This window comes from Halomicrobium katesii DSM 19301 (assembly GCF_000379085.1).
Lineage (GTDB): Archaea > Halobacteriota > Halobacteria > Halobacteriales > Haloarculaceae > Halomicrobium > Halomicrobium katesii.
In genome coordinates this window covers 443,530-465,162 of sequence record NZ_KB905379.1, presented here as the reverse complement: position 1 = coordinate 465,162, position 21,633 = coordinate 443,530, and the positions used below count along the sequence as shown (strand labels likewise).

The window sequence follows — 21,633 nt, the reverse complement described above, 5'->3', positions numbered from 1 at the left end:
TGTCGGCGCTGTGACACCGTTCTGGCGGGCGTTCACTGCTGGTAAACGGACCGGAGAGCGGAGTCACTCGACCATCCGACTGCCGCCCGGCGGGAGGAACTCCTGGATCAGGTCCGGGCTGGCGACCTTGCGGACGAACGACTCGTCTTCGAACCGCTCTTTGAACTCCCGGTACAGTCGCTTCGCGATGTCGTTCTGTGCGTACTGGCCGGGTTCGATCTCGATACTGCTCGCGACGCGGTCCTCGACGGCCGATCGCGGGCCGCCGAGAACGCCGGTCCAGTCCTCGCAGGAGATTCCGACGGCCACGTCGACTTCGAGGTCCCGGAAGTATGTCCGGTCGCCTCGAATCGCGAACCCGCCCTTCTCCAGGTACTCGCCGCTCTCTGGGGTCTTCGACACCTGGTCGGGATCGACCATGTACGCGTCACCGGCGTACTTGCCGTCCTTCCACACCGACGAGTACGCCACGGCGAACGTCGCCGCTTCACGTTTGTCCCGGTCCGGGATGTCCACGTCGCGGCTGGACTCGCTGGGACCAGTGGCCTTCAGGACGGTCACGGGACCGCCGTGTGCCTGCGCGTGGAAGAACTTGTCTCCGCGGTCGAGGTACTTTTTGACCAGTTCCTCGTTCTGGTCGGCGTTGCGGCCGCCGATCACGAGGAAGCCGTTCGAGGTGCGGAACCACCGGAAGCGATCGTACCACGGCTCCTGTCTCCGGACCGGAATCGACGCCCGCGAGAGCCAGTCGACGCCGTCTGCTTCCGCCGTCTGCTCCTGGGCCTCCGTCGTGTCCTCGGCGTCCCAGTTCTCGCGGCGTCGCTCGACCGCTTCGAGATCCTCTCGCGTGTCTTCGATCGCCGCCTGCGCGCCCTCCTTCTTCTCCTCGATGCGCTTTGCCGCCTGGTAGAGCTGGTCGGCGTTCTTCTCGACGCCCATCGTCGCGTCGATCGTCACGCGCACGTCGTCGATCGACAGGGTCACCGTCCCCTCGCTGCCGTCGAGGCCCTCGACGGCCTCGGCCGCGGCGATGCCCTGCTCTTTGCCCTCCTCGAAGGTCGCCTCGATCTCGTCCCACGGCGTGTCCTGGGCTCGCGCGCCCTGAATCGTCGAGAGGATCTCGTCGACGAGGTCGTAGCGAGCGTACAGCAACTCCGCCTTCTCGCGCTCGGCCTCGGCGTCGGCCTCGAAGTCCTCGATCGCGCTCTGCTGTTGCTGGATGATGCGCTCGTACTTCTCGATCTCGCTCTCGAACTCCGGCCGGTCGACGCCCGCGTCTGCGATCTCCTCGGCCGTGTCCTCCCGTTCGACCTCGTAGAAGTACTCGTCCAGCGCCTCGGTGAAGCTCTCGAAGGCACGGCTCTCTACGTCGTCGTACTCTTCGAGGGGGATCGGCGTCACGTCCACGCGACGCTCGATCTCCTCGCCCTCGATCTCTTCGTACTCGTAGTAGACGCGCGGATCGAGGTCGCCGCTGCGGAGCCGCGCTTTCAGATCGGCGATCACCTCGTACAGCCGCTCGAACGCCGCTTCGTCGGTGTCTTCGATGGCCTGGTTGTACGGAATCCCGGCCCGCGTACACAGCTCCTCGCCGTAGAGCCCCCCGAAGTTCAGCTGGGTCGCGAGCGTCCGTACCACGTCGGCGTCGGACTGGCGCATCCGCTCCAGAAACGTCTCGTAGTCGACGGTCAGCGGATTGAACCGCGCCGACGGGAACTCGTACTGGCTGCCCGGCGCGACGGTGCGTGACTTGAGTCGGACCGTCTCCAGGCAGTCGACGACCTCGCCGTGTTCGTCGAGCACCGCGACGTTGCCGTCGCCGAACAGTTCCGCGACGACCGTGGTGGAGGCGTCGGGACGGTCGAACTCGAACTCCATGATCCGGTCGAACTCGAACTGGCGCACGTCGGCCAGCTCGCCGCCCGAGATCCGATTGCGAAGCATCATCGCGAAGTTGGGCGGTCGGCCCGGCGCGTCGGGGACGTGGTCGGCGTCGACGACGTGGGCGCGCTTGTTCTCGCCGACCTCGATCAGCAGCTCCACCCGCCCGCGGTCGAAGTCCCGCATCTTGAGCCGCAGGAGATCGTCCTCGTAGAGGTACGCCTTGTCGAGCTTGGCCCCCTCGTAGCCGCCCAGCTCCCGTTCGAGGGCGGCGAGGTCGACGCTCGTCAGCTCCCGCTTGTGGTCCATGTCGGGTGGTGCAGGCCGGGACGCAAAACCGCTTCGCTACAGGTGCTCGCCGATTCGCTCGCCGGTTCTCAGGCCGTTCCGGACGGCAGCGTGGAGCCGCGCCTCGCCCGCGACCCAGTCGCCGGCCAAAAAGAGATCGTGTTCCGCCGCGGTCTCCAGGGCGTCCGCCTCCACGCCGTCGTCCGGCAGCGCGTACCGCCAGTGCTGGTGGTCGGTCCAGTCGGGTTCGGCCAGTCGGTCGTCGTCCAGCAGCGTCGCCGTCGCGTCTGCGATGGCGTCGGTCAGCGTGGCGGCGTCGTCACGGTAGTGGGTGACCGACCAGTCCGGTGCCATCTGGACCAACAGGAGCGCCTCGCCGTCGGGGACGTGTCCCGCCTTGCACTCTTCGCGGCCGATCCACCCGATCTCGTGGTCTTCGTCCTCGCTGACTAGTCCGTAGTAGGGCCGGTCGAGCTCGAACTCGTAGTGCAACAGGCCGGCGACGATCGTCCGGTAGGGGACAGACGCGGCGGCCTTTCTGAGGCGTCGCCGGTCGGCGTGTTCCCACTCCGATTGGCCCAGCAGGTCCGCGGTCTGTGGACCCGGTGGCGTCAGGAGGACGGCGTCGAAGGAGTCGTACGTACCGCCCTCGGCGTCGGTGACACGCCAGCTGCCACCGCGTCGCTCCAGTGACTCGACGCGCGTGTGCCGGTGGACCGTCGCGTCGCCGGCCGCGAACAGCCGCTTCGCGAGCTGGGTGATCCCCTGCTCGTAGGTCCAGCGTGTGGTCTGTTCGTCGCGACCCTCGCGTATCTCGCGGTCGGCGTCGAACGTCCACACCGGCTCGTCGATTTCGGTGAGTCCCTCCGAGGGTAGTTCCGCGGTGACCAGTTCGGCCACGCGATCGTCGTCGGCAGTCAGGTAGTTGGCCCCGTACTCGTAGACACAGCCGTCGCGCCGCCGTGTCGCGGCCCGGCCGCAGACGCCGCCGCTCTTCTCGAAGACGGTCACGTCCGCGGGGTGTTCCCGGAGCGCGTACGCCGCCGCCGCGCCGGCCGCGCCCGCACCGACGACCGCGACTGATCGTTGCATAGACAGATCTCCACACGGACAGTACAAAAACCCGCTCGTTCGATCGGTCAGAGAGTCGCAGCGAGTGCGCCGAGTACGTCGTCACCGTCACGGACGAACGGCGTTCCGTGGGCCATCGCCGCCACCTCGAAGGCGGGAGCCCGCGCGGCGAACTCTCGTACGGACGCCCGGACCCGGTCCATGTCGTAGGAGTCGAACCAGATCGGTGTCGTCATCGCACCGCCTTCCTCCCAGACGAGATCGCCGAGCAGCGCCACGCCGCAGTCGTGGACGTACACCGTGTGCCCGGGGTTGTGTCCCGGCGTCGCGTAGCTGGTGAACCGACCGACGGCTTCGCCGTCGTCGACCGGCCGCAGGTCGATCCCGTCGGGCAGCGGACAGAGCGTCCGGGCGGCGCGGTGGAACAGTCCCTTGTGGTTGTTCGACGGCGGCGCGCCGTTCTCGACCAGTTCGTAGTCGGCTCGCCCGAGAAAGACCGGTCCGCTGAACTCCGGTTGCAGCCGTTCGAGCCCGCCGACGTGGTCCAGATCGTAGTGGGTCAGCAGGATCCGATCGAGATCGCCGGGCTCGTAACCGACGGCCGCGAGTTCGTCTCTGATCGAGGGCTCGTTCCAGAACAGTCCGGTGTCACACAGCGTCACCGCCTCGCCGTCGGTGCCGTCCATCTCTCGTTCGTCGAGGAGAAACGCGTTCGACGCCAGCGGCGGCAGTAGTCCCAGATCGAGCTCCCAGACCCCGTCGATCAACCTCCGTGCCATTGCCGACCGTACGCCGGCCCCACGCTAATGGCTGTCGACAGCCTCACTGCACGGTTCCGACAGCTTTGCTCGTCCGGTCACAGCCGCTTGCTGACGTACGGACCGTCTTGCTTGTAGTCGAGCTTCTCGCGGTAGTACTGCCGGACGCCGATACCGGAGATGACCGCGAGCTTGTCGTAGCCGGCGTCGGCCGCCAGTTCCTCCGCCGTCGCGAGCAGTCGGCGACCGTACCCCTCGTGCTGGTGTTGGTCGTCCTCGCTGGCGCTCCCGAGGCCGACCTGGCTCCCGTAGACGTGGAGTTCCCGCACGAGCGCGGCGTTTTGCAGTTCGCGGCGAACCGAGTCGTTCGGGAATCGGAGCCGACAGAAGCCGATCAGCAGGTCCTTGTCGGGGTCCTCGAAGCTGATGAAGTGCTCGGTGCCGCCGGCGGCCTCGTAGGTCAGCACGTCTTTCTCGATGCGCTCTGGGTCCTCGTCGTTCATCCCGACCTCGCGACAGCGGATGCAGTCGCAGGTCCAGCCGTGTTCGTCCATGCGCTGTCGGGCGAGCTGTCGGAGGTTGGACTTCCAGACGCCGCCCTCGATGAAGTCCGCGGGGATGTCACGCTGGACGCGCTGGAGGCGCGTGTACTTCGGGATCATCGACTTGATCTCGGCGACCAGCTCCGCGGCCTCGTCGTTGTCCAGTGGCTCGAACTCGTCTTTGCGGTACCAGTCGTAGGTGACGGTCCCCTCGACGACCAGCGTCGGGTAGATCTTGAGGTAGTCCGGTCGCCACTTGCTGTCCTCGAAGATGCGCCGGAAGTCCTCCAGGCACATCTCCTTGGACATGCCGGGCTGGCCGGGCATCATGTGGAAGCCGACCTTGAACGCCGAGTCCCGCAGCCGGCGGTTCGCGTCGACGCTGGCCTGGACGCCGTGGCCGCGGTGCATCTCGCGGTTGATCCGCTCGTAGGTGGTCTGGACCCCGACTTCGACCTTCGTCCCGCCCAGTCGGAGCATCCGGTCGATCTGCTCGGGGCCACACCAGTCGGGCTTCGTCTCGAAGGTCGTGGCGACGTTTCGCACGTCGGCGGTCTCGTTCTCCGCGATCACGTCCTCCAGATAGCGGAAGTCGTACTCCTCGGGATCCTGCGCGAAGCTCTCGTCTTCCGCTGGCGCTGGCTGGGCCTCGGCGTCGAAGTCGTTCATCGCTTCGAGCGCGCGTTTGACGAACCACTCCTGGTAGTCGTGGCTCCGGGCGGTCATCGTCCCGCCCATGACGATCAGTTCGGCCTTGTCGACGGGATGGCCGATCTCGCGCAGTTGGTTCAGCCGCAGCGTCACCTGTCCGTAGGGGTCGTAGTCGTTCTGGACGCCGCGGGCCGCTGCGGGCTCGTGGCCGGTGTAGGACTGGGAGGAGGAGAACTCCGAGTCGGGGCCGCCGGGACAGTAGAGACACTTCCCGTGTGGACACCGGTGGGGCGAGGTCATCACCGCGATCGGCGAGACGCCGGAGGCGGTCCGCACCGGCTTGCGCTGGAGCGCTTCCTCGAGCTCTTCGCGTCGCTCCAGTGGCGCGTAGTCGAGGATCTCGGAGTTCTTGGGGACCTTCGGCGCGGAGTACTTCGAACAGACCTCCATCTTGGCGCTTTCCACGTCCTCGCGCTCCAGTTCGCCCGCGAGGATGCGGTCGACCAGCTCCGCACAGACCTGCTCGAACGCCTCGGACTCCGTCGGATCGCCCGTCTCGGTGCTCATTGCCGTTATCACAGTTCGTTCGCTCGCGCGAATAAGCGTGTCGCTACTCCTCCCGCTGGCCGCCTCCATCCCCGCCGTCCCAGTAGGGCACCTCGGCGTCGGCGTCGAGATACTTCGAGAGGCGGCGCTCGCTCTCGTCGCCGCCCGGTGGCGAACCGGCGAACACGCCGACGGCGTCGTTGTCCGGGTAGACGGTGATGTCGGGGTCGTGCATCGTCGACATCGCGAGATACCGGAGCCCGTCCGGTCCGGCTTCGAGTTCGTGCTGGCCGTCCTCGCCGCGGGGGAAGACGGCGAAGTCGCCCGCTTCGAGGTCGCGTTCCTCGCGGTCGCCGCCGAGCCACAGCGTCGCGTCGCCGTCGAGCACGAAGATCGCCTCCTCGTTGCCCTCGTGATAGTGCGCGGGCCAGCCCCGTTTGCCCGGTTCGATCTCGTAGAGGCTACAGCCCAGTTCGCTGGCGGCGCTGGCTCGCGTGAACCGCCTGCCGCGGAACGCGCGGTCGCCGTGCTCGACGTCGTTCCACTCCAGGCTGTCCGTGTCGACGACGCGGTCGTCCATAGATCTCGTTCACCGATCGAGTTCAAGAAAGTTCTGCACGGGTGTCACCGACTCTGACGGTTCTGTTCCGATCCAGGAATCTGGCCGTCTACAAGCTGTACGTGGCGTCGGGCCGGTTGCGGCGAATTCGGAGGCTGTAGCAGAGCAAGGCGATGGCGCCGAGGGAGGAGCAGATGACAATCGCCACCACGAGCGCACCTTCGAGTCCACTTAGGGGCGCTTCGTTCCCGGTTACCCGGTTCGTCACGGCGGCGAGTACGCCTAGCCAACTGCCCGCGACCAGCGAGAGCTTCCACTGTGGTATCGCACCCCACCAACGGGTCACGGCGAACACGATGAGGGGACTCAGGAGGAGGCACGTGAATAGGATACCATCGATCAGGCTGACCATATCGGTCGCTCGTCGGCCGAAAATAAATGCGCACCGCTCGATTGGTGAACGAACAGTGTCGTGCCAACGAGCACGACGAAACGAACTCTGCCGTCAGAACTGCTCGCCGACGACGGCCAGCGTCGCGTCGATGACGGCGTCGCGCTCGCCCGAGAGGAATCGGATCGACTGCTCGCGGGCGCTGCGTGTCCGGACGGCCGCTTCCGGTGCGGCCTCGTCGATCGCGTCGGCGAGGTCGTGTACGTCGACCGTCTGGTCGGCCCGCACGAACAGCGTGTCGTCGGCGACGCCGACGAGTGCGTCCGTCCCGCTGTCGGCCTGCCGGAACAGCTCGTCGAGCAGGATCGTCGACGGCGGGAAGTCGTAGCGATGCGTGAAGGCGTCGGTGTCGAGGACTGCGACGGTCGTCCCGCCGATCGTCTCGTGTTCGATGTTGGCCGTCGCGGTGTCGACCTCCGTCGCGAGCTTCTCGCGGAACTGCTCGGCGACGTTGCCGGCGAGCCCGGTCACGTCGTCCTCGTCGTCGCCAAAGAGCAGGTCCTTGATCAGTTCGCGCTTGTCCTCGTAGGACTGGTAGTACGCTTCCAGCGCGACCGCGTCGCGAAGCTCCGTCACCGAGGCTTCGTCGTAGCCCGCCGCCGCCGCGGCGTCGAGGTAGGACGCGGGCGTCTCGTCCCAGAAGCTGACGGCCGGCAGATGGACGAGATCGTCCTGTACGTGCTCGTTGACGTGGGCGGCGACGTTGGCCGCCAGCGCCGTCGCCGTCGTCGGCGACGCGCCGGCCAGCGACGGACTGACGAGCGTGTCGACCGAGTCGGCGATCAGTTCGTCGGCGACGGCGTCGTCGATCACGACGCGGGGTGCGCCGTACACGTCGAGCAGATCGAAGCCGTCGAGGCTCTCGCGGGTCCCGCCGGCGGCGACGAAGACGAACAGCGGGAGCTTTTCGTCGTGGCGCTCCCGGTTTTCGAGCATGTTCGTCACGTCCTTGGTGGCGTCTTGCATGTCGTAGACGCCGCCTTCCAGCGGTCGGCGATCGAAGTAGTGGTACTGCGCGTCGGCTCGACGGTGCTCGTCGGCGACCAGCGGGAGCGTCGCGCGTTCGAGGGCCACGCCGGCGACGTAGCCGTCGGCGGTCGCGGAGTGGCGGACGATCACCGGGCGATCGGTGATGACCGCGCGCCGGATCGCCGTCGCGGCGTCGACGAGATCGTCGGCCAGTGCCTCGATCGTCGGGTCCTCGGTGAGTGCGTCGACGGCGGCGGGCCGGGCGCGGTCGTCTAGCGCGTCGGCCATCCGGTCCTCGACAGTCTGGCGTTCCTCGTCGTCGAGCGCGACGAGCGCCTCGGTCTCGACCTGAATCTCGCCGCGGCGACGGCGCACGTCGCCGTCCAGTCGGACGATGTCCTCTTCGACGATGTCGGGGTAGGCGCGGACGCCCGCCTCGACGAAGGCCGCACAGTCGACGGTGCCGGTCTCGTCGCGGAGCTCGAACACCGTCGGCCCGCTGGTCTGGCGAACGTCGACGATCTCGCCTTCGAGGCGAACGTCGTCGCCTTCGTGGTCGTCCAGGCTGTCGACCGCCACGACGGGGTGGTCTCGCTGCTGGTCGACTGCATCGTCGCTCTCGGCCGTCCCCGTACTGCCCTGTCCGACGACGCTGGCGCTTCGCTCGACGCGCTCGCTGTCGTCGGCCTGGCTGACCTTCGCCGCGTCGGCGTCGGTCGTCGTCGCTTCGGCGGTCTGGTCGTCTGTCGACGAGTCTGTGTCGGTCGTCGTCGTCGCTTCGGCGGTCTGGTCGTCTGCCGACGGCTCGGAGTCGGCGTCGTCGCCCGTCGCCGGCTCCTCACGCCCGTTTCCCGACTCGTCCTCCTCGACATCGTCGGCGAGTCGCGCCGTGTCGAACTCGGGGTCGTCGATCAGCGTGCCGCGGAACTCCCGCTCGGCCTGTCGGATCGACCAGCCGAGGTCGATGTTGCCGTTGTCCCGGACGTTTTTCACCTTCACGAAGACGGTGTCGCCCGGCTCCCAGTCCAGCGAGTCGAGTCGCTGATCCAGCTCGCTGCGGTGGAGCAGCCCGGTCACGCGATCGCCGATGTCGACGAAGACGCCGAACTCGGCGAAGCCGTCGACGGAGCCGCTGTAGTATCGGTTGGTCGTCAGTTGATTCGGATGGTCGCCTCGGAATTCGAACAGGACGTCCTCCTCGTGGAGGTCACAGATGTGACCGTCGACGGAGGTGCCACAGATGATACACGAACCCATTGACCGGTGAAAGCATTTCGGCACTAAAACGGTTGTCGAAATCCTCGTCGCTCGCCGATCGGCCGGGCGGGGCCTGCTGTCGGTCGGTTCCGTCTCGCTACTCGTAGATCTGGCTCTCCGATTCGAGCGTCTCGACGCCACGCGCGACCTCGCTCGCCTGCTCGGGGGTGAGGGCGACCTCGAACCGGCTGCCGTCGTCGTCCTCGAAGGCGAACTTGACGCGCTCGTCGCCGAACTCCCGTACGTCGATGCCTTCGACATCGTACAGCTTCGCGGTCGCGGTCCGGTTCGAGGGGCCGACGTGCTTGATTGCGCCGTCTTTGAGTTCGAACATGAAGTCGTCCAGGTCGAGCGTGAGCATGTTCGAGGCGGCGGTCGGCAGCCACCTAAACCGTTCGACGTGTCCGGGCGCTACAGCAACGCGTCGGCCGCCGCGAAGGCCCGAAAGCCGTAGCCAAAGAGGACGACCGCGGGTGCGGCGCTGACGACGAGGGCACGCGGGAGCGAGAGGTTGTGGATCGTCCCCATTCCGTAGACGTACAGCCCGGCAGCCCAGATGCCACAGGCGATCCGCACCTCCGGGAGCGGTAGCCCGGCGAAGACACACGGAGCTGTCGCGTAGGCGATCACCTGCACGGTCTCGCTGATGCCGCCCCGATCCGGTGCCAGCGGTGCCAACAGGAGCGTCTGGGCGGCCGCCGTGAGGTGAAGCACTGCGGGCGCGACGAAGACGACGATGGCGACCAGCGCCAGCAGCGCTGTCAGCGGTTCCAGGTCACCGATCACCGGGTAGTCGTACGGCCCGAGCGACAGCTGTCCGCGCTGAGCGAGTTCGACGACCGCGAACCGCGAGCCTTCCTCGACGAGGACGACGACGGCGATGAAGACGAGTCCCGGTGCCTGATCGCCGGGTGCGATCCCAGCCTGGAAGAACCGTTGCGGTCGCAGGAGTATCTCGGCCCACGCGCGAACGAGCGCGATCGGGCCGCGGTCGCGCCCGCCCGTCGGGTTCTCGACCCACTGTGTCACGGGTCGTCGTAGGTCCAGCGAGCGTTAGTCAGTTTCCTTTCCCGACGGTCACAGTCGCTCCCACGCTGCCCGGAGTGCCTCCCGCGGACTCTCTCGGAAGCGCCCCAGCGCGGGGAGGAGGTCGTGCTTGAGGCCGTGGAGCGCGACCCCCGCCAGCCCGATGCCCAGCGTGGCACCAGCGAACAGAAAGGACAGCAGTACCACGGGACCGTCGACCGCTGCGGGCACGGTCCCCGGTGGAATCGCCGCGAACAGGGCTCCGGGGATCCCGACGGCGATACCCAGCTTCAGGGACTGCGTGGAGCGCCGACGCAGCCGGTCTCGATCGCTCGCTTTGGCGGTGCCGTCGCCGCTCCCGACTGCCTCGTCGACGTCGAGCGCCGCCAGTGTCCGTTCGTTCGTCTCGATGTCGACGACGCGGCCCCGCGCACGACCGACCACTGTCTCCCGATCGATGTCGTGGAGGAGGCGGAGGCGCTCGGTCACGAGCGACAACTCCCCGAGCATCCGTTCGACGGTCTCGTCGTCGTACTGGTCGAAGGCGAGTTCGAACTGCTCGTCCGGATAGTCGACCAGGAACCCGAAGTCGTCGAGCCCGGCGGCGACGCGTTCGCGAATCTGTCGCTGATCGCGGCGGCGCTTCGCGTCGGACAGTTCGCGAAAGTCACTCGCGATGCGCTCTCGCTGTGCCTTCGTGAGCAGGGCGGCCGGTTTCTCTGGCAAGACGGCCGAATTTATTGCCGACGCGCTCTTAATCGTGTCGACATTCGAGGTGCTGGCCCCAAGAGATCGCCCGCTCCGGGCCTCTTCGAGGCCGGTGTACGACCGTATACGCGGTCGACGAGCGCCAGTGTACGCTCGTCCACCTCCCGATTCGGAAATAAACGGAGGTCCCCGTTCTTGTGGCCCCTCGTGGTACGAGGTGGTGATGGCTGACGACTGCCCACGACCTCCGCGCCCGGAGGACGGATCTCTGGCGCATCGCACCCGAACGCGCGAGCAACGTCGCCCCGCCGTTGGTGATACTACCGGCTGTACATCTGTCACGGATTTCGCCACCCCGCGGTGGCGAATATCCGAACGAAGTTACAGCCGGCAGTATGAGCTGGGGGGAGACGCGTGAGCGTCTTCCCAGAGCGGTTGCCGTCGTCGGCCATCGGCGACACACCGCTGGCGGTCGCTTCGGCCCTCCTCCTCGCTGTCGGCGGCTGGATCGCCGGATTCGGCGGTGTCGCGCTGTTTCAGCTCTCGGGCTCGCTGCTCGGCGTCGCGGAGACGGACGCGTTCACGGTGCTTGGCTCCGGTGTCCAGGTCGGGTTCGGCGTCGTCGCCGTCGCGTACCTGTGGCGTGTCGAGGACCGGCACCGCTACGTTCGGGTCCGGATTCCGACGATCAGAGATCTCGGCTGGATCGCCGGCTTGCCGCTCGGTCTCGGAGCACTCTCGGCGCTCCTGGGTATCGTTTTACCGGCGCTCGGTCTCACGGTCCCGGCTCACGAGACCAGCGAGACCGTCGCGCTCCTCTTCGATCGCCCGGCCCTCTGGCTGGTCGCACTCCTCGGGCTGTACGCTGTCGCGGCTCCCGCTGAGGAACTCCTCTTTAGAGGGATTGTTCAGGGGCGCTTGCGGCCGCACTTCGGAACGGCCGGCGTCGTCCTCGTCAGCGGCGCGGCGTTCGCGCTCATGCACGGAGTCTTCGCCGTCTTCTCGACCGGCAGCGCGGTGTACTCGGTCATCTCGACGGGTGCCGGCGGTCTGCTCTGGGGGTACGCCTACGAGCGGACCGAGAACCTCGCCGTGACGGCCCTGAACCACGCGATGATGTGGACGATCCCGTTCGAATCGGTGCTATCGATTTTCTGACGCATAGCTGTCAGTCCATGGACCGACTCGCCGCCCGAGGCGGCGACGCCGAGACGACGAACTGCCGGCGATGTCATACGGAACGTTGTCGTTGCGTACCGGTGAGCGTCGCCACGGGGTAGACGCTCACCGGTACATTCCGACAACCGTCCGTATCAGTCGTCTGCGCCGACGTTCTCGCAGCTCTCGATACTCCGGGGATCGGGCTCGATGCTCGCGTACTGGACGGCCTCGCGCCCGAGCGTCTCGACGCGGTCGCGGATCGTCTCGTCGACGAGCTGCCCGTCCTCGAAGGCGCTCGACGCGCGTGGGATCGCCGCCTGGTGTGGAATCACCCAGCAGTCCAGTGACCGCCCGATCGACCGGAGGTGCTCCAGGGCCGTCACGGGGAAGCCCCCACCGGCGACACACAGGAGCCCGACGGTCTTGTTCTCGAACTCGTCGAAGCCACAGTAGTCCAGCGCGTTCTTCATCGGCGTCGAGAACGAGCCGTGGTAGACCGGCGTTCCCAGCAGGATCGAGTCGGCTTCTCGGATCCGCTCGCGGAACGCCGCTGCGTCGCCAGCGTCCTCGGCGTCGGGGTCGAACACGGGGAGGTCCCACTCGCGGAGGTCGAGCAGGTCGGTGTCGCCACCGGCCGCCGCTGCGGCCGTCAGTGCGACCCGGAGGCTCTGTCGCGTGTAACTGCCCTCGCGGAGACTGCCACAGATGCCGACGACCTTCGTTCGCGTCATAGCGGTCCAAACGACTGGGGTTTATTTATGAGTACCCTTCGTCCGATCGCTACGGTGCAGAACGGCAGTTAGCGACCGCTCTAGATGACGTCCCCGGGGTCGTGAACGTCTGCCATCTGCCGGGCTTCTGTGGCGTATCGCTCGCGCAGGTCCGCGTCGTCGACGGCCCCGAGGTTTCCCGGCTCGGCGTCGACGGCTGCAGTCGTGTCTCGGATGTCCCCGAACGAGGTGAGCGCCCGCTCCTTGCGGAAGTACCGCTCGCCGTCGGGCGTCGCGTACGTGAGGATGATGAGGTTCTGCTCGTCGTCGGAGTAGGTCCGTTCGACCAGCCAGACGCGGACGGTCTCTGCTTGGACAGTCATACGTGAACGTCGGTCACGGACGTGCAAGTACCACCGGGTGCGTTCTCACTCGCTGAGACCGACCACCAGCGACTCGTCGCCGTCCTCGACGCTGACGAGGCCGTCGTCCGCGAGGTCTTCGACGAGGCCGCGGAGCCACTCCCGTCCGTGTTCGCCCTCGGGCGCGTAGTCGACGCGGACGCGCGGGCCGAGGTCGTCCAGGGCGAGGCGGTCGTACTCGCCGAGGACGTTGACGATCCGCCCGCGGAACTGCCGGCGGCTCCCCTCGAAGTCGGGCTGGGTGGGCACGTCCGGCGCGGTGAAGTCGCCGGTGTCGTAGGCGTGACACCACTCGCGCCACGGGCAGCCGGCGGCGTCGCAGGCCGGCGTCTTCTCGCAGGCGACCCCGCCGAGTTCCATGATCGCGTTGTTCCAGACCCGCGACCGTCCGTCGGGCATGAGCGCCCCCGCGACTTCCTCGAACGCCGCGTCGTCGTCGGGCACGTCGAACGCGCGGTGGAGGACGCGCTTGACGTTCGTGTCGACGACGGCGTCGCCCGCGTTGAACGCGAACGAGGCGACCGCGTTGGCGGTGTAGGGGCCGACGCCGTGGAGCTCCTGCAGTTCGGCTGGCGTCTCGGGGAAAGCGCCGTCCCACTCGTCGATGATCTGGTTCGCGGCGGTGTGGAGGTACTTCGCCCGGTTGTTGTACCCCAGCGAGTGGGCCGTCCAGAACGCGACCACGTCGGACTGGTCGGCAGCCGCCAGCGCCTCGGCGTCGGGCCACCGATCGAGGAACGCCCGCCAGGCCTCGACGACGCGGCCCAGCTGGGTCTGCTGGCTCATCACCTCGGAGACGAGGATCTCGTAGGCGTCGTCGGTCTCGCGCCAGGGAAACGACCGGTGGTCGGCCTCGTACCACTCGATCAGGGCCCGCTGGACGGCCTCGCGGTTCTCGGGGACTGCGCCCGGCAGCTCCGTCATTACCGCGGCGTTACGAGCGACGGCGCTTGTGCGTGACGGTCCGCAGTCGACCGGCGGAGACGAAAGAGGTTTTCCCGCGCTGGACCACCGCCCGAACGTGACGCTGGACGATCTCTCCGACGACGTACAGGCACAGTACTCCGAGCTGGGCGAGGAACTCGCCGTCCCGCTGGACCGCGAGACGCGCAACGAGCTGGCGATGCTGACCAGCGCGCTGGACCCCGACGACCCCGACGAACTCGTCCGCCGCGCGGTCCACATGCTCTTTCAGAGCGCCGTCGAGACCGGCAACCTCGACTTTCACCTCCGCTCTGGCTACGACTGTACCTACGACGAGTACCTCTCGGGGATGACCTTCGACGAGATGACCGGCGCGGACCAGTTCCCACAGGCCCAGGAGAAAGACGACCGGCGCTACCAGTTCTAGACGGCCGGGACGCTCCGACGCGACCCGCTCACTCGACGAGCGGCGCTGCACCGGCCCACAGTTGCTGGAAGTGCCGTTCGAACTCCTCGACGATCTCCGAGTCTTTGATGCCGAGGACGCCGATTCGATCGTCGGCGGCGACCGGGTGCGGGATGTCGATGGTCGTCCCTATTCCGTCGACGACGTCGAAGGACAGTCCCACGTCGGGAAGCGTCCTGACGGCCACGTCGCCAGGCTGGTCGGCGATCAGCCGGTCGAACGTCTCGGGCAGCGTCAGCGCCACCTTCTCGCTGACGAGGAGCTGCACCGTCAGATCCGCGCTCGCGCCCTCGAAGAAGGCATCACACTCCGTCTGGAGCGTCTCCCACGTCGCGTTCTCGTAGGGCGTCCCGACGATGCCGTGGACGAACTCCTCGGCGGTGCGCATGTGTTCTTGCAGCGCCGAACGCATCTCCTCGCTGCCCAGCGAGCCCAGCCAGAAGCTGCTCTCGGTCGGTGGCGTCGGGAGCACGTTCGTGCGGACCGCCGCCGCTCGCTCCCGGTAGTGGTGCCACTCCTGTCTCAGCTCGTAGGCCCGCTCGGCCAGCAGCCTGTCGACGACGGCCTCCGGCTCGACGGCGACGTACTGCTTCGGATCACTCGACTGGAGTCGGACCACTCTCCGGGCTTCGAGGCCGTTGAGCACGTCGTAGATGCGACCTTTCGGAACGCCGCTGGCCTCGGAGAGATCGGTCGCCGTCGCCGCACCCGTCGACAGCAGCGTCCGATACACCTTCTCCTCGTAGCTCGACAGGCCGAGCGCACCCAGCTCCGTCATGCACCCTCGTTGCGAGCCGGTCCGTAAATATGTATCTCGTGCGGTGTGGCGCGGCTGTAGAACTCCGTGGCGGGTCCAGAGCGACGGCCCCGGGAGACGACGGGAAACGAGTCGCAAGTCCCGACCCGTTTCAACACCTCCATTTCGGTGGGCTCCCCAGCCGGCGGTATGCATCCGTACGTCCTGCTCGGTGGTGCGATCGTCTCCGAACTCGTCGGTACGACCGCCCTGAAGCTCTCAGACGGATTCTCACGGCCGCTGCCCAGCCTCGGGGTCGTCGTCGGCTACGGCGTCGCCTTCTACCTCGTCTCGCTGACGCTCGAAGAGTTGCCCATCGGCGTCGTCTACGGGACGTGGGCGGCGCTGGGGATCGTCGGTGTCGCAGCGATCGGCGTCGTCGTCTTCGACGAGCCCATAGACCCCGTGGGGATCGTCGGGATTCTCCTCATCGTCGGCGGCGTCTACTGTGTCAACGTCCTGTCTCAGATGTCCGCCCACTGATGGCGCGAGTCGACGGCGGGTAACAACGAACTGGAAGTGGGAGCCCGTTTCGACATCTTTTCTACGTCGTTGGCGTATCCACGGACAGATTCGTGAGTTCGCTATGGCGCTCCACCACTGTCTGTTCGCCGACGTATCGCCGACGCACTGTCCCCGTCGACACGGTCGCCTGACCCAGAGCCATGCGTGACAACTACGACGTGGTCGTCGCCGGTGCGGGCCCGGCCGGGGCCCAGTGTGCGCGAGATCTCGCCGACCGCGGGTACGACGTGGTCGTACTGGAGACCGAGACGGCAGAGGAGTTCCCGGCCCGGAGCGACAAGTCCACGGGCGGGACGTTCGCGTCGATGATGACGGCCTTCGGGATCCCGGACGACGTGGTGATGCACGCGACCGACGCCGTCGTACTGGAGTCTCCGAACGACCATTTCGTCCAGGACCAGCCAGGTTTCGTGCTGGACTTCCCGGCGTTCAAGCAGTTCCTCGTCGACGACGGCCGGGCGAAGGGTGCCGAGTATCGGTTCGACGCTCGCGTCCGCGACCCGATCGTCGAAGACGGCTCCGTCGTCGGGGTCCGGTACAACGGGGAGGAGACGGTCTACGGTGACATCGTCGTCGACGCGACTGGACCGGCGGCACCGCTGGCGACGGAGCTTGGCGTCGTCGATCTCGAACGCCGGAACCACGCCATCGGCATCGAACACCAGTTCGAGGGCGTCGAACTGGACCATCCCGACTACGCCGATCTGTCGGGCGCGATGATGCTCCGGCTGGACCACGACTTCGCACCCGGCGGCTACTCGTGGATCTTCCACACCGGCGGCGACACGGCCAAAGTCGGCGTCTGCTACATCCAGAACGAGCAGTACCGGGCCCACGCGAGCGACGACCGGACCGTCGACGGCTACCTCGACCACTGGCTCGACAGCGACCCGCGCTTCGCCGACGCCAGTCGGGTGGAGTCGACCCAGGTCCGTGGCTCCGCACACGTTCAGCCGCCGGGATCGATGAGTACCGACTCGTTCGTGGCGATCGGCGACACGGTCCCCTCCGTCGATCCCGTGTGGGGCGAGGGGATCGACAAGGGGATGCGCTCGGCGCGCGCGGCGGCGATGACCGCGGATCGCTGTCTCACCGGAGGCGTGGATACGTCCCGCGAAGCGATGGCGGTCTACGACGATCTCTGGCACGAACGGGTGGCTCTCAGACAGGAGCGTCGCCTGTTCATGACGCGACTGCTGTATCTCGTACCCAACGAGCGATACGATCGGCTCATGCGGGACCTGAACGCTCTGGATCGTGAGACTCTCTCGAAGATCAACGAGGGAAGCCGACGGGACATCCTCAGACTCCTCTCGCCGAGCGATCTCTCCTACCTCTGGCGATACGTCCGCGAGTTCGAACTGCCCGTCTAGGCCACACCGGTGGAGCGTTCGACGCGGGTAGAATCAGGCCACCGCGTCGATCGCATCCGCGAGCAGCCCGGACCCCAACTCAATCTCCCTGCGCGTCGAGTCGAGCGGCGGGAGCAGGCGCAGCGTCCTCCGACCGCAGCCAAGCGTCAACAGTCCGCGTTGCATGGCGGCCTCGATCACCGCTTCCCGTCGTTCCTTGCTGTCGAACTCGACGGCGAGCAAGAGCCCCTCGCCGCGAACGTCTTCTACGGCCGTCGACTGGGCCGTCGCGTCGCGGAACCGCTCGACGAACGCCCGCCCTCGCTCGGCCGCGTTGTCGAGCAGATCGTACTCCTCGATGGCGTCGATGGTGAGCGCGCCCTGGGCGCACGCGAGTACGTCCCCGGCCCCCCACGTCGAAGAGAGACGCCCCTTCTCGTCGGGGAACACGTCCGCGCTGGCGATGGTCGCGCCGACACGGAGCGCCTTCGCGCTGGCGATCACGTCCGGATCGAACGGGTAGTGATCCGAGCCCCACCACTCGCCAGTGCGCCCCAGACCGGTCTGGACTTCGTCGACGACGATCGGTACGCCGCGTCGCTCGGCGATGTCGGCGATCTCCGTCGCGAAGGCGTCGCTGGGGAACCGGTAGCCACCCTCGCCCTGGATCGGCTCGAAGATGATGTAGGACACGTCGTCGGGGTCGACGTGGCCGGTCTCGGGGTCGAGCATTCGTCCCAGCACCGAGCCGTCGCCCGTGAAGAAGCCACAGTCACAGCTCTCGGGCGTGCAGTGGCGGTCGTCACAGAAGGGGGCGTCGTGGACCGCCGCGATCTCGGGGAACTGTCTGCGGTACACCGCCTTCGAGCGGTTGAGCGAGAGCGCCCCCAGCGTTCGGCCGTGGAAGGCACCTTCGAAGGTGATCGCGTACTTCCCACGGCGGTGGTCGTAGCTGATCTTGACGGCGTTCTCGACCGCCTCGGCACCGCTGTTCGAGAGGAAGACGGTGTCCATCCCGTAGTGACTGGCGATGTCCGTCAGGCGCTCCATCAGCCCGGCCGCGCCGGGGAGATCGGAGCCGGTGCCGGTCGCGTAGAAGTCCTGTCCCGCGATCTTCGTGGGCTCGACGAGGTCGAACGTCGACAGCGGATCGAGGACTTTGGGGTTGTTGTAGCCCAGTGGCATCGCGCCGACGTGGCCGGTCCAGTCCATCAGGACGTTGCCGTCCACGTCGGTACAGAAGGGACCGATCGCCGGCGCGTCGCGGTCCCAGACGAACTCGTAGACGTAGGTGCTGGGGGCTGCGTGCTCGTGGTGGTACTCGACCCACTCGCTTGCGCGTTCGCCGGGGAGGTCCCCGACCGTCGGTTCGACGCTGTCACGATCCATGTTACCGAACTACACCTCCACTCGTAATAAAAGACCCCGCCGGATGGGTGCCACCCGACTGACGCCCGTCTCAGAGGATCACCGCGAGCGTCACTGCGGTCGCGCCGGCCAACAGCGCGAGGCTCCAGAGCGCCACTCTGACCGCGAAGCGACGGTCCGGACTCGCGATCGTCAGGCCGGCTTTCACCGCGATGCTCGCGGCCGTCGCCAGCAAGATGGCGATCGTCGCGGTGTTCGAGTCGACGGCACCGCCCCGATAGAGCAACACCGCCGAGGTGGTGCCCGCGCCGCTGGAGACTAGCCCCGACAGCAGCGCGGTCAGGTACAGTCCGCCGGTACCGAACTGGGCTCTCGCAACTGTGCTCGCCACCAGAACGACGAGGAAGATCCCGCCGAACACGAGCGCGTTGCGGAGCGAGAACGGACTGTCGAGTTCCATCTCGACCGACTCCGTCCAGTCGGCGGTGTAGGCCGCGACGGCGACACTGCCGACCGCGACGGCACCCAGCGGGACGATCGACTGATAGAGGATCCCCCGCTCGAACGTGAACGCGATCGCGATGACGATATTCCGCAGCGCCATGGCGGCGTCGGCCAGCAGGATCGCCGCCGGGGCGTAGCTCGCGGCGGCCGGCCGCTGGCGGACGTGGTCGAGCATGGTCCCGACGACCGCCGTCGAGGAGGCGAGTCCGCCGAAAAAACCGGTCACCGCGATGCCACGTCCGTCGTAGGTCTGGACGATCGCGTCGTTCGCGATGCCGATGCCCGCGACGGTGACGACGAGCAGCCACGCGACGCGCAACTCCAGCTCCAGCGAGAGCTCTCCGACCGAGACCGAGATCGGAGCGGCGGGCAACAGCGGATAGACCACGAACGCGAGGATCGCGAACTCCGTCGCAGAGCGCAACTCGGCGCGACTGAGCCCCCAGGCGAAGCTGTGGAGTTCGCGTTTGAGCACCAGCAAGAGCGACGAGAGAATCGCGACGGTCACGCCTTCGAGGATGTACGACTGCATCACGAGCGCGACGACGCCGTAGGCGACCAGCATCGAGACGGAGGTCGTCAGGGACAGCCCAGCCGTCTCGTCCCTGAACCCCTCCGCCGCCAGCAACACGCCATGATACGGAAAGTTGTAGGTATTTACCAGATCGAGCGCACGCTGTCGTGCGGTCGACTGGGTAAACGCCTACAACCGTCCGTATGAACGATGACGAGCAGGCCGCCGACCACGAGCAGGCTGTCGACCTCGACGAGCGTGAAGACGGCACCGAGCAGGCTGAGGAGGGCGAACGTGCGGATCCCGGCGGACTTCTGGGACCCCTCCCGTTCGATGCCCAGAAACATCCCGAGGGCCGCCGCGAGGACGATGCGCCCCACCTCGCCGCCGACCGGACTCAGTCCGAGTGTCGTCAGCGCGGTCACGGGTACCGCATCACGCGCCTGGCATAAATCTCCGCGGTCGGTCCGTGTTCCGGGCCGACCCCGACCTTTTTTTCGGGGTCCATCGAACACGGTGCCATGGTCGAGTTCGAGTTCGATGTCGACTGGCCACGAACTGCGTGGGTCGCCCTGGGGTTCGTGCTCGCCGCCGCCCTCGTCTTCGTCGCCTATCGCTTCGTCGGGACGTTCGTCTTCGGACTGTTCGTCTACTACGCGACCCGGCGGCTCTACCGCCGGGTCCGGCGACGGATCGAACAGCCGTCGGTCGCCGCGGGCGTCTCGCTGGTCGGGATGGTCCTCCCGGCGCTCCTGTTGCTGGCTTACACGCTCGGAATCGCCCTCCAGCAACTGAATCGCTTCGCCGACGAGATCGACGGTGCCGGGTCCGGCAGTCAGATCGACAATCTGCTGCAGATGGCCGAGCCGTACCTGAATCTGACGGTGTTGAGCGATCCGACGGCGCTGCTGGACAACGTCGGCGGCGTCGGGACGATCACGACGACGCTCGAATCGGCGCTTGGCTACCTCGGGGTCGTCGGCACGGGACTCTTACACTTGTTCGTGATGCTCGCGCTCGCGTTCTACCTGTTGCGTGACGATCGCCGCTTTGCGGCCTGGGCCGGCCACCTGACGGCAGAGCGAACCGTCTTCGAGGAGTTCGTCGCTGCCGTCGACGAGAGCTTCGACAAGGTGTTCTACGGGAACATCCTGAACGCGATGATCACGGGGCTGGTCGGTGGGATCGTGTACACGCTGCTCAACCAGATCGCGCCCGCCTCCGTCGCGATTCCGTACGCGGCACTGGTCGGCGTGCTCGCCGGAGCGGCGAGCCTGATCCCCATCGTCGGCATGAAACTGGTCTACGTTCCGATGGCGGCCTATCTCGCCGTCCTGGCGGGGACCAGCGGCGAGGGGTGGTGGTTCGTCGTCGCCTTCGCCGCGGTCAGTTTCGTCGTCGTCGACGTGATCCCGGACCTCCTCGTGCGGCCCTACGTCTCGGGCGGGGAACTCCACACCGGGGTGCTGATGTTCGCCTACATCCTCGGGCCGCTCATCTGGGGGTGGTACGGCATCTTCCTCGGTCCGATCGTGCTGGTGTTGGTCACGCACTTCGCGCGGATCGTCCTGCCGGAGCTGGTGACCGACGAACCGATTCGCGCCAGAGAAGTCGACCCGGCCGCGTTGACCGGCGACACCGACGGCGCAGACGCCGTCGACGGCGAGAGAGACGGCGACGAGGGCACACCAAGCGGAGCCTGAGACCGTCGAGACTCGTCGGTGACACACTCCTCGTCCGAGATGGTCAGCCGGGTGCTACAGTGACAGACGGCAGTCAGCGTCGCTACGTTACGTCCACGTACTCGTCTTCCCAGTCTCGCCGTGCCTCGATCTCTCGTCGGCCGCGCCGCGTGAGACTGTAGTAGTTCGTCCTGCGGTCGCGCTGGCCTTTCTCCACTAGCCCCTTGTCGACGAGCGTATCGAGATTCGGATACAGCCTCCCGTGGTGAATCTCCTTCTCGTAGTAATCTTCGAGCTCCTCCTTGATCGCCAGTCCGTGTGGCTCCTCTTTCCCGGCGATGACGTACAGGAGGTCTCGCTGGAATCCTGTCAGGTCGTACATCGGTAAAGTCTATCACGTATTTATTGTCGGAATCTAATAAGTATATCGGATCCGACTCGACGTTTTCGCTTCGCTTCGAAATCACGCGCTCGTGGCGACCTCTCGCCAGATACGCCGGTG

21 protein-coding genes and 1 pseudogene are annotated in these 21,633 nt (G+C 66.9%); 5 read left to right on the top strand and 17 right to left on the bottom strand.

Features of this window, described 5'->3' with window-relative positions:
• Window positions 1–63: 63 nt before the first annotated feature.
• The 10 genes from rqcH to HALKA_RS0117760 form a co-directional block, all read right to left on the bottom strand.
• Window positions 64–2,190, bottom strand: a complete 2,127-nt coding sequence (rqcH, locus tag HALKA_RS0117805; RefSeq protein WP_018259267.1) for a ribosome rescue protein RqcH — start codon at window positions 2,188–2,190, stop codon at window positions 64–66.
• Between the two features lie 36 nt (window positions 2,191–2,226).
• Entirely contained in the window at window positions 2,227–3,261 is a 1,035-nt protein-coding gene (locus tag HALKA_RS0117800; RefSeq protein WP_018259266.1) for an NAD(P)/FAD-dependent oxidoreductase, read from the bottom strand.
• Between the two features lie 47 nt (window positions 3,262–3,308).
• Window positions 3,309–4,019 carry an MBL fold metallo-hydrolase gene (locus HALKA_RS0117795; RefSeq protein ID WP_018259265.1) on the bottom strand — a complete coding sequence of 237 codons (711 nt, stop codon included), beginning with the start codon at window positions 4,017–4,019 and terminating at the stop codon, window positions 3,309–3,311.
• A gap of 77 nt (window positions 4,020–4,096) precedes the next feature.
• On the bottom strand, window positions 4,097–5,758 hold the full coding sequence (locus tag HALKA_RS0117790; protein WP_018259264.1) for a tRNA uridine(34) 5-carboxymethylaminomethyl modification radical SAM/GNAT enzyme Elp3: 1,662 nt from the start codon (window positions 5,756–5,758) through the stop codon (window positions 4,097–4,099).
• 43 nt (window positions 5,759–5,801) lie between these two features.
• Window positions 5,802–6,317, bottom strand: a complete 516-nt coding sequence (locus tag HALKA_RS0117785) for a cupin domain-containing protein (RefSeq protein WP_018259263.1) — start codon at window positions 6,315–6,317, stop codon at window positions 5,802–5,804.
• Between the two features lie 88 nt (window positions 6,318–6,405).
• Entirely contained in the window at window positions 6,406–6,708 is a 303-nt protein-coding gene (locus tag HALKA_RS0117780) for a hypothetical protein (protein ID WP_018259262.1), read from the bottom strand.
• 93 nt (window positions 6,709–6,801) lie between these two features.
• Window positions 6,802–8,973 (bottom strand): DHH family phosphoesterase, encoded by a 2,172-nt coding sequence (locus HALKA_RS0117775; protein WP_018259261.1) that lies wholly within the window; start codon window positions 8,971–8,973, stop codon window positions 6,802–6,804.
• A 97-nt stretch (window positions 8,974–9,070) separates the two neighbouring features.
• Window positions 9,071–9,334: a hypothetical protein gene (locus HALKA_RS0117770; protein WP_018259260.1), complete on the bottom strand. Its 264-nt coding sequence runs from the start codon at window positions 9,332–9,334 to the stop codon at window positions 9,071–9,073.
• A gap of 50 nt (window positions 9,335–9,384) precedes the next feature.
• Window positions 9,385–10,002 (bottom strand): YIP1 family protein, encoded by a 618-nt coding sequence (locus HALKA_RS0117765; protein WP_018259259.1) that lies wholly within the window; start codon window positions 10,000–10,002, stop codon window positions 9,385–9,387.
• 48 nt (window positions 10,003–10,050) lie between these two features.
• Window positions 10,051–10,725 (bottom strand): hypothetical protein, encoded by a 675-nt coding sequence (locus HALKA_RS0117760; RefSeq protein ID WP_018259258.1) that lies wholly within the window; start codon window positions 10,723–10,725, stop codon window positions 10,051–10,053.
• A 396-nt stretch (window positions 10,726–11,121) separates the two neighbouring features.
• Between HALKA_RS0117760 and HALKA_RS19835 the strand changes: the two genes are divergently transcribed.
• A complete protein-coding gene (locus HALKA_RS19835) occupies window positions 11,122–11,865 on the top strand; it encodes a CPBP family intramembrane glutamic endopeptidase (RefSeq protein ID WP_018259257.1) in 744 nt (247 codons plus the stop codon).
• A 155-nt stretch (window positions 11,866–12,020) separates the two neighbouring features.
• Here the strand turns inward: HALKA_RS19835 and HALKA_RS0117750 are convergent, their stop codons facing one another.
• The 3 genes from HALKA_RS0117750 to HALKA_RS0117740 all read right to left on the bottom strand — a co-directional run bounded on the left by HALKA_RS0117750 (window position 12,021) and on the right by HALKA_RS0117740 (window position 13,924).
• Window positions 12,021–12,599, bottom strand: a complete 579-nt coding sequence (locus HALKA_RS0117750) for an NADPH-dependent FMN reductase (protein ID WP_018259256.1) — start codon at window positions 12,597–12,599, stop codon at window positions 12,021–12,023.
• A gap of 80 nt (window positions 12,600–12,679) precedes the next feature.
• Window positions 12,680–12,961: a DUF7967 family protein gene (locus HALKA_RS0117745; RefSeq protein ID WP_018259255.1), complete on the bottom strand. Its 282-nt coding sequence runs from the start codon at window positions 12,959–12,961 to the stop codon at window positions 12,680–12,682.
• Between the two features lie 45 nt (window positions 12,962–13,006).
• Window positions 13,007–13,924 (bottom strand): HhH-GPD family protein, encoded by a 918-nt coding sequence (locus HALKA_RS0117740; RefSeq protein ID WP_018259254.1) that lies wholly within the window; start codon window positions 13,922–13,924, stop codon window positions 13,007–13,009.
• 97 nt (window positions 13,925–14,021) lie between these two features.
• Between HALKA_RS0117740 and HALKA_RS0117735 the strand changes: the two genes are divergently transcribed.
• Window positions 14,022–14,351, top strand: a complete 330-nt coding sequence (locus tag HALKA_RS0117735) for a ribbon-helix-helix protein (protein WP_026190407.1) — start codon at window positions 14,022–14,024, stop codon at window positions 14,349–14,351.
• Between the two features lie 28 nt (window positions 14,352–14,379).
• Here the strand turns inward: HALKA_RS0117735 and HALKA_RS0117730 are convergent, their stop codons facing one another.
• Window positions 14,380–15,168 (bottom strand): TrmB family transcriptional regulator, encoded by a 789-nt coding sequence (locus HALKA_RS0117730; protein ID WP_018259252.1) that lies wholly within the window; start codon window positions 15,166–15,168, stop codon window positions 14,380–14,382.
• Window positions 15,169–15,336: 168 nt separating this feature from the next.
• Here HALKA_RS0117730 and HALKA_RS0117725 point away from each other — a divergent pair, with 168 nt between their 5' ends.
• Window positions 15,337–15,669, top strand: coding sequence for a DMT family transporter (locus HALKA_RS0117725; RefSeq protein WP_018259251.1), 333 nt, complete (start codon window positions 15,337–15,339; stop codon window positions 15,667–15,669).
• Between the two features lie 182 nt (window positions 15,670–15,851).
• Entirely contained in the window at window positions 15,852–17,084 is a 1,233-nt protein-coding gene (locus tag HALKA_RS0117720) for a digeranylgeranylglycerophospholipid reductase (RefSeq protein WP_018259250.1), read from the top strand.
• 33 nt (window positions 17,085–17,117) lie between these two features.
• Here the strand turns inward: HALKA_RS0117720 and HALKA_RS0117715 are convergent, their stop codons facing one another.
• On the bottom strand, window positions 17,118–18,452 hold the full coding sequence (locus HALKA_RS0117715; protein WP_018259249.1) for an aminotransferase class III-fold pyridoxal phosphate-dependent enzyme: 1,335 nt from the start codon (window positions 18,450–18,452) through the stop codon (window positions 17,118–17,120).
• Window positions 18,453–18,522: 70 nt separating this feature from the next.
• Window positions 18,523–19,874: pseudogene (locus tag HALKA_RS19830) on the bottom strand (MgtC/SapB family protein).
• Window positions 19,875–19,970: 96 nt separating this feature from the next.
• Here HALKA_RS19830 and HALKA_RS0117705 point away from each other — a divergent pair.
• Window positions 19,971–21,152, top strand: coding sequence for an AI-2E family transporter (locus HALKA_RS0117705; protein WP_018259248.1), 1,182 nt, complete (start codon window positions 19,971–19,973; stop codon window positions 21,150–21,152).
• Window positions 21,153–21,234: 82 nt separating this feature from the next.
• Here the strand turns inward: HALKA_RS0117705 and HALKA_RS0117700 are convergent, their stop codons facing one another.
• Complete coding sequence (locus HALKA_RS0117700; protein ID WP_015763165.1) at window positions 21,235–21,513, bottom strand: PadR family transcriptional regulator; 279 nt, start codon at window positions 21,511–21,513, stop codon at window positions 21,235–21,237.
• Between the last annotated feature and the right edge of the window lie 120 nt (window positions 21,514–21,633).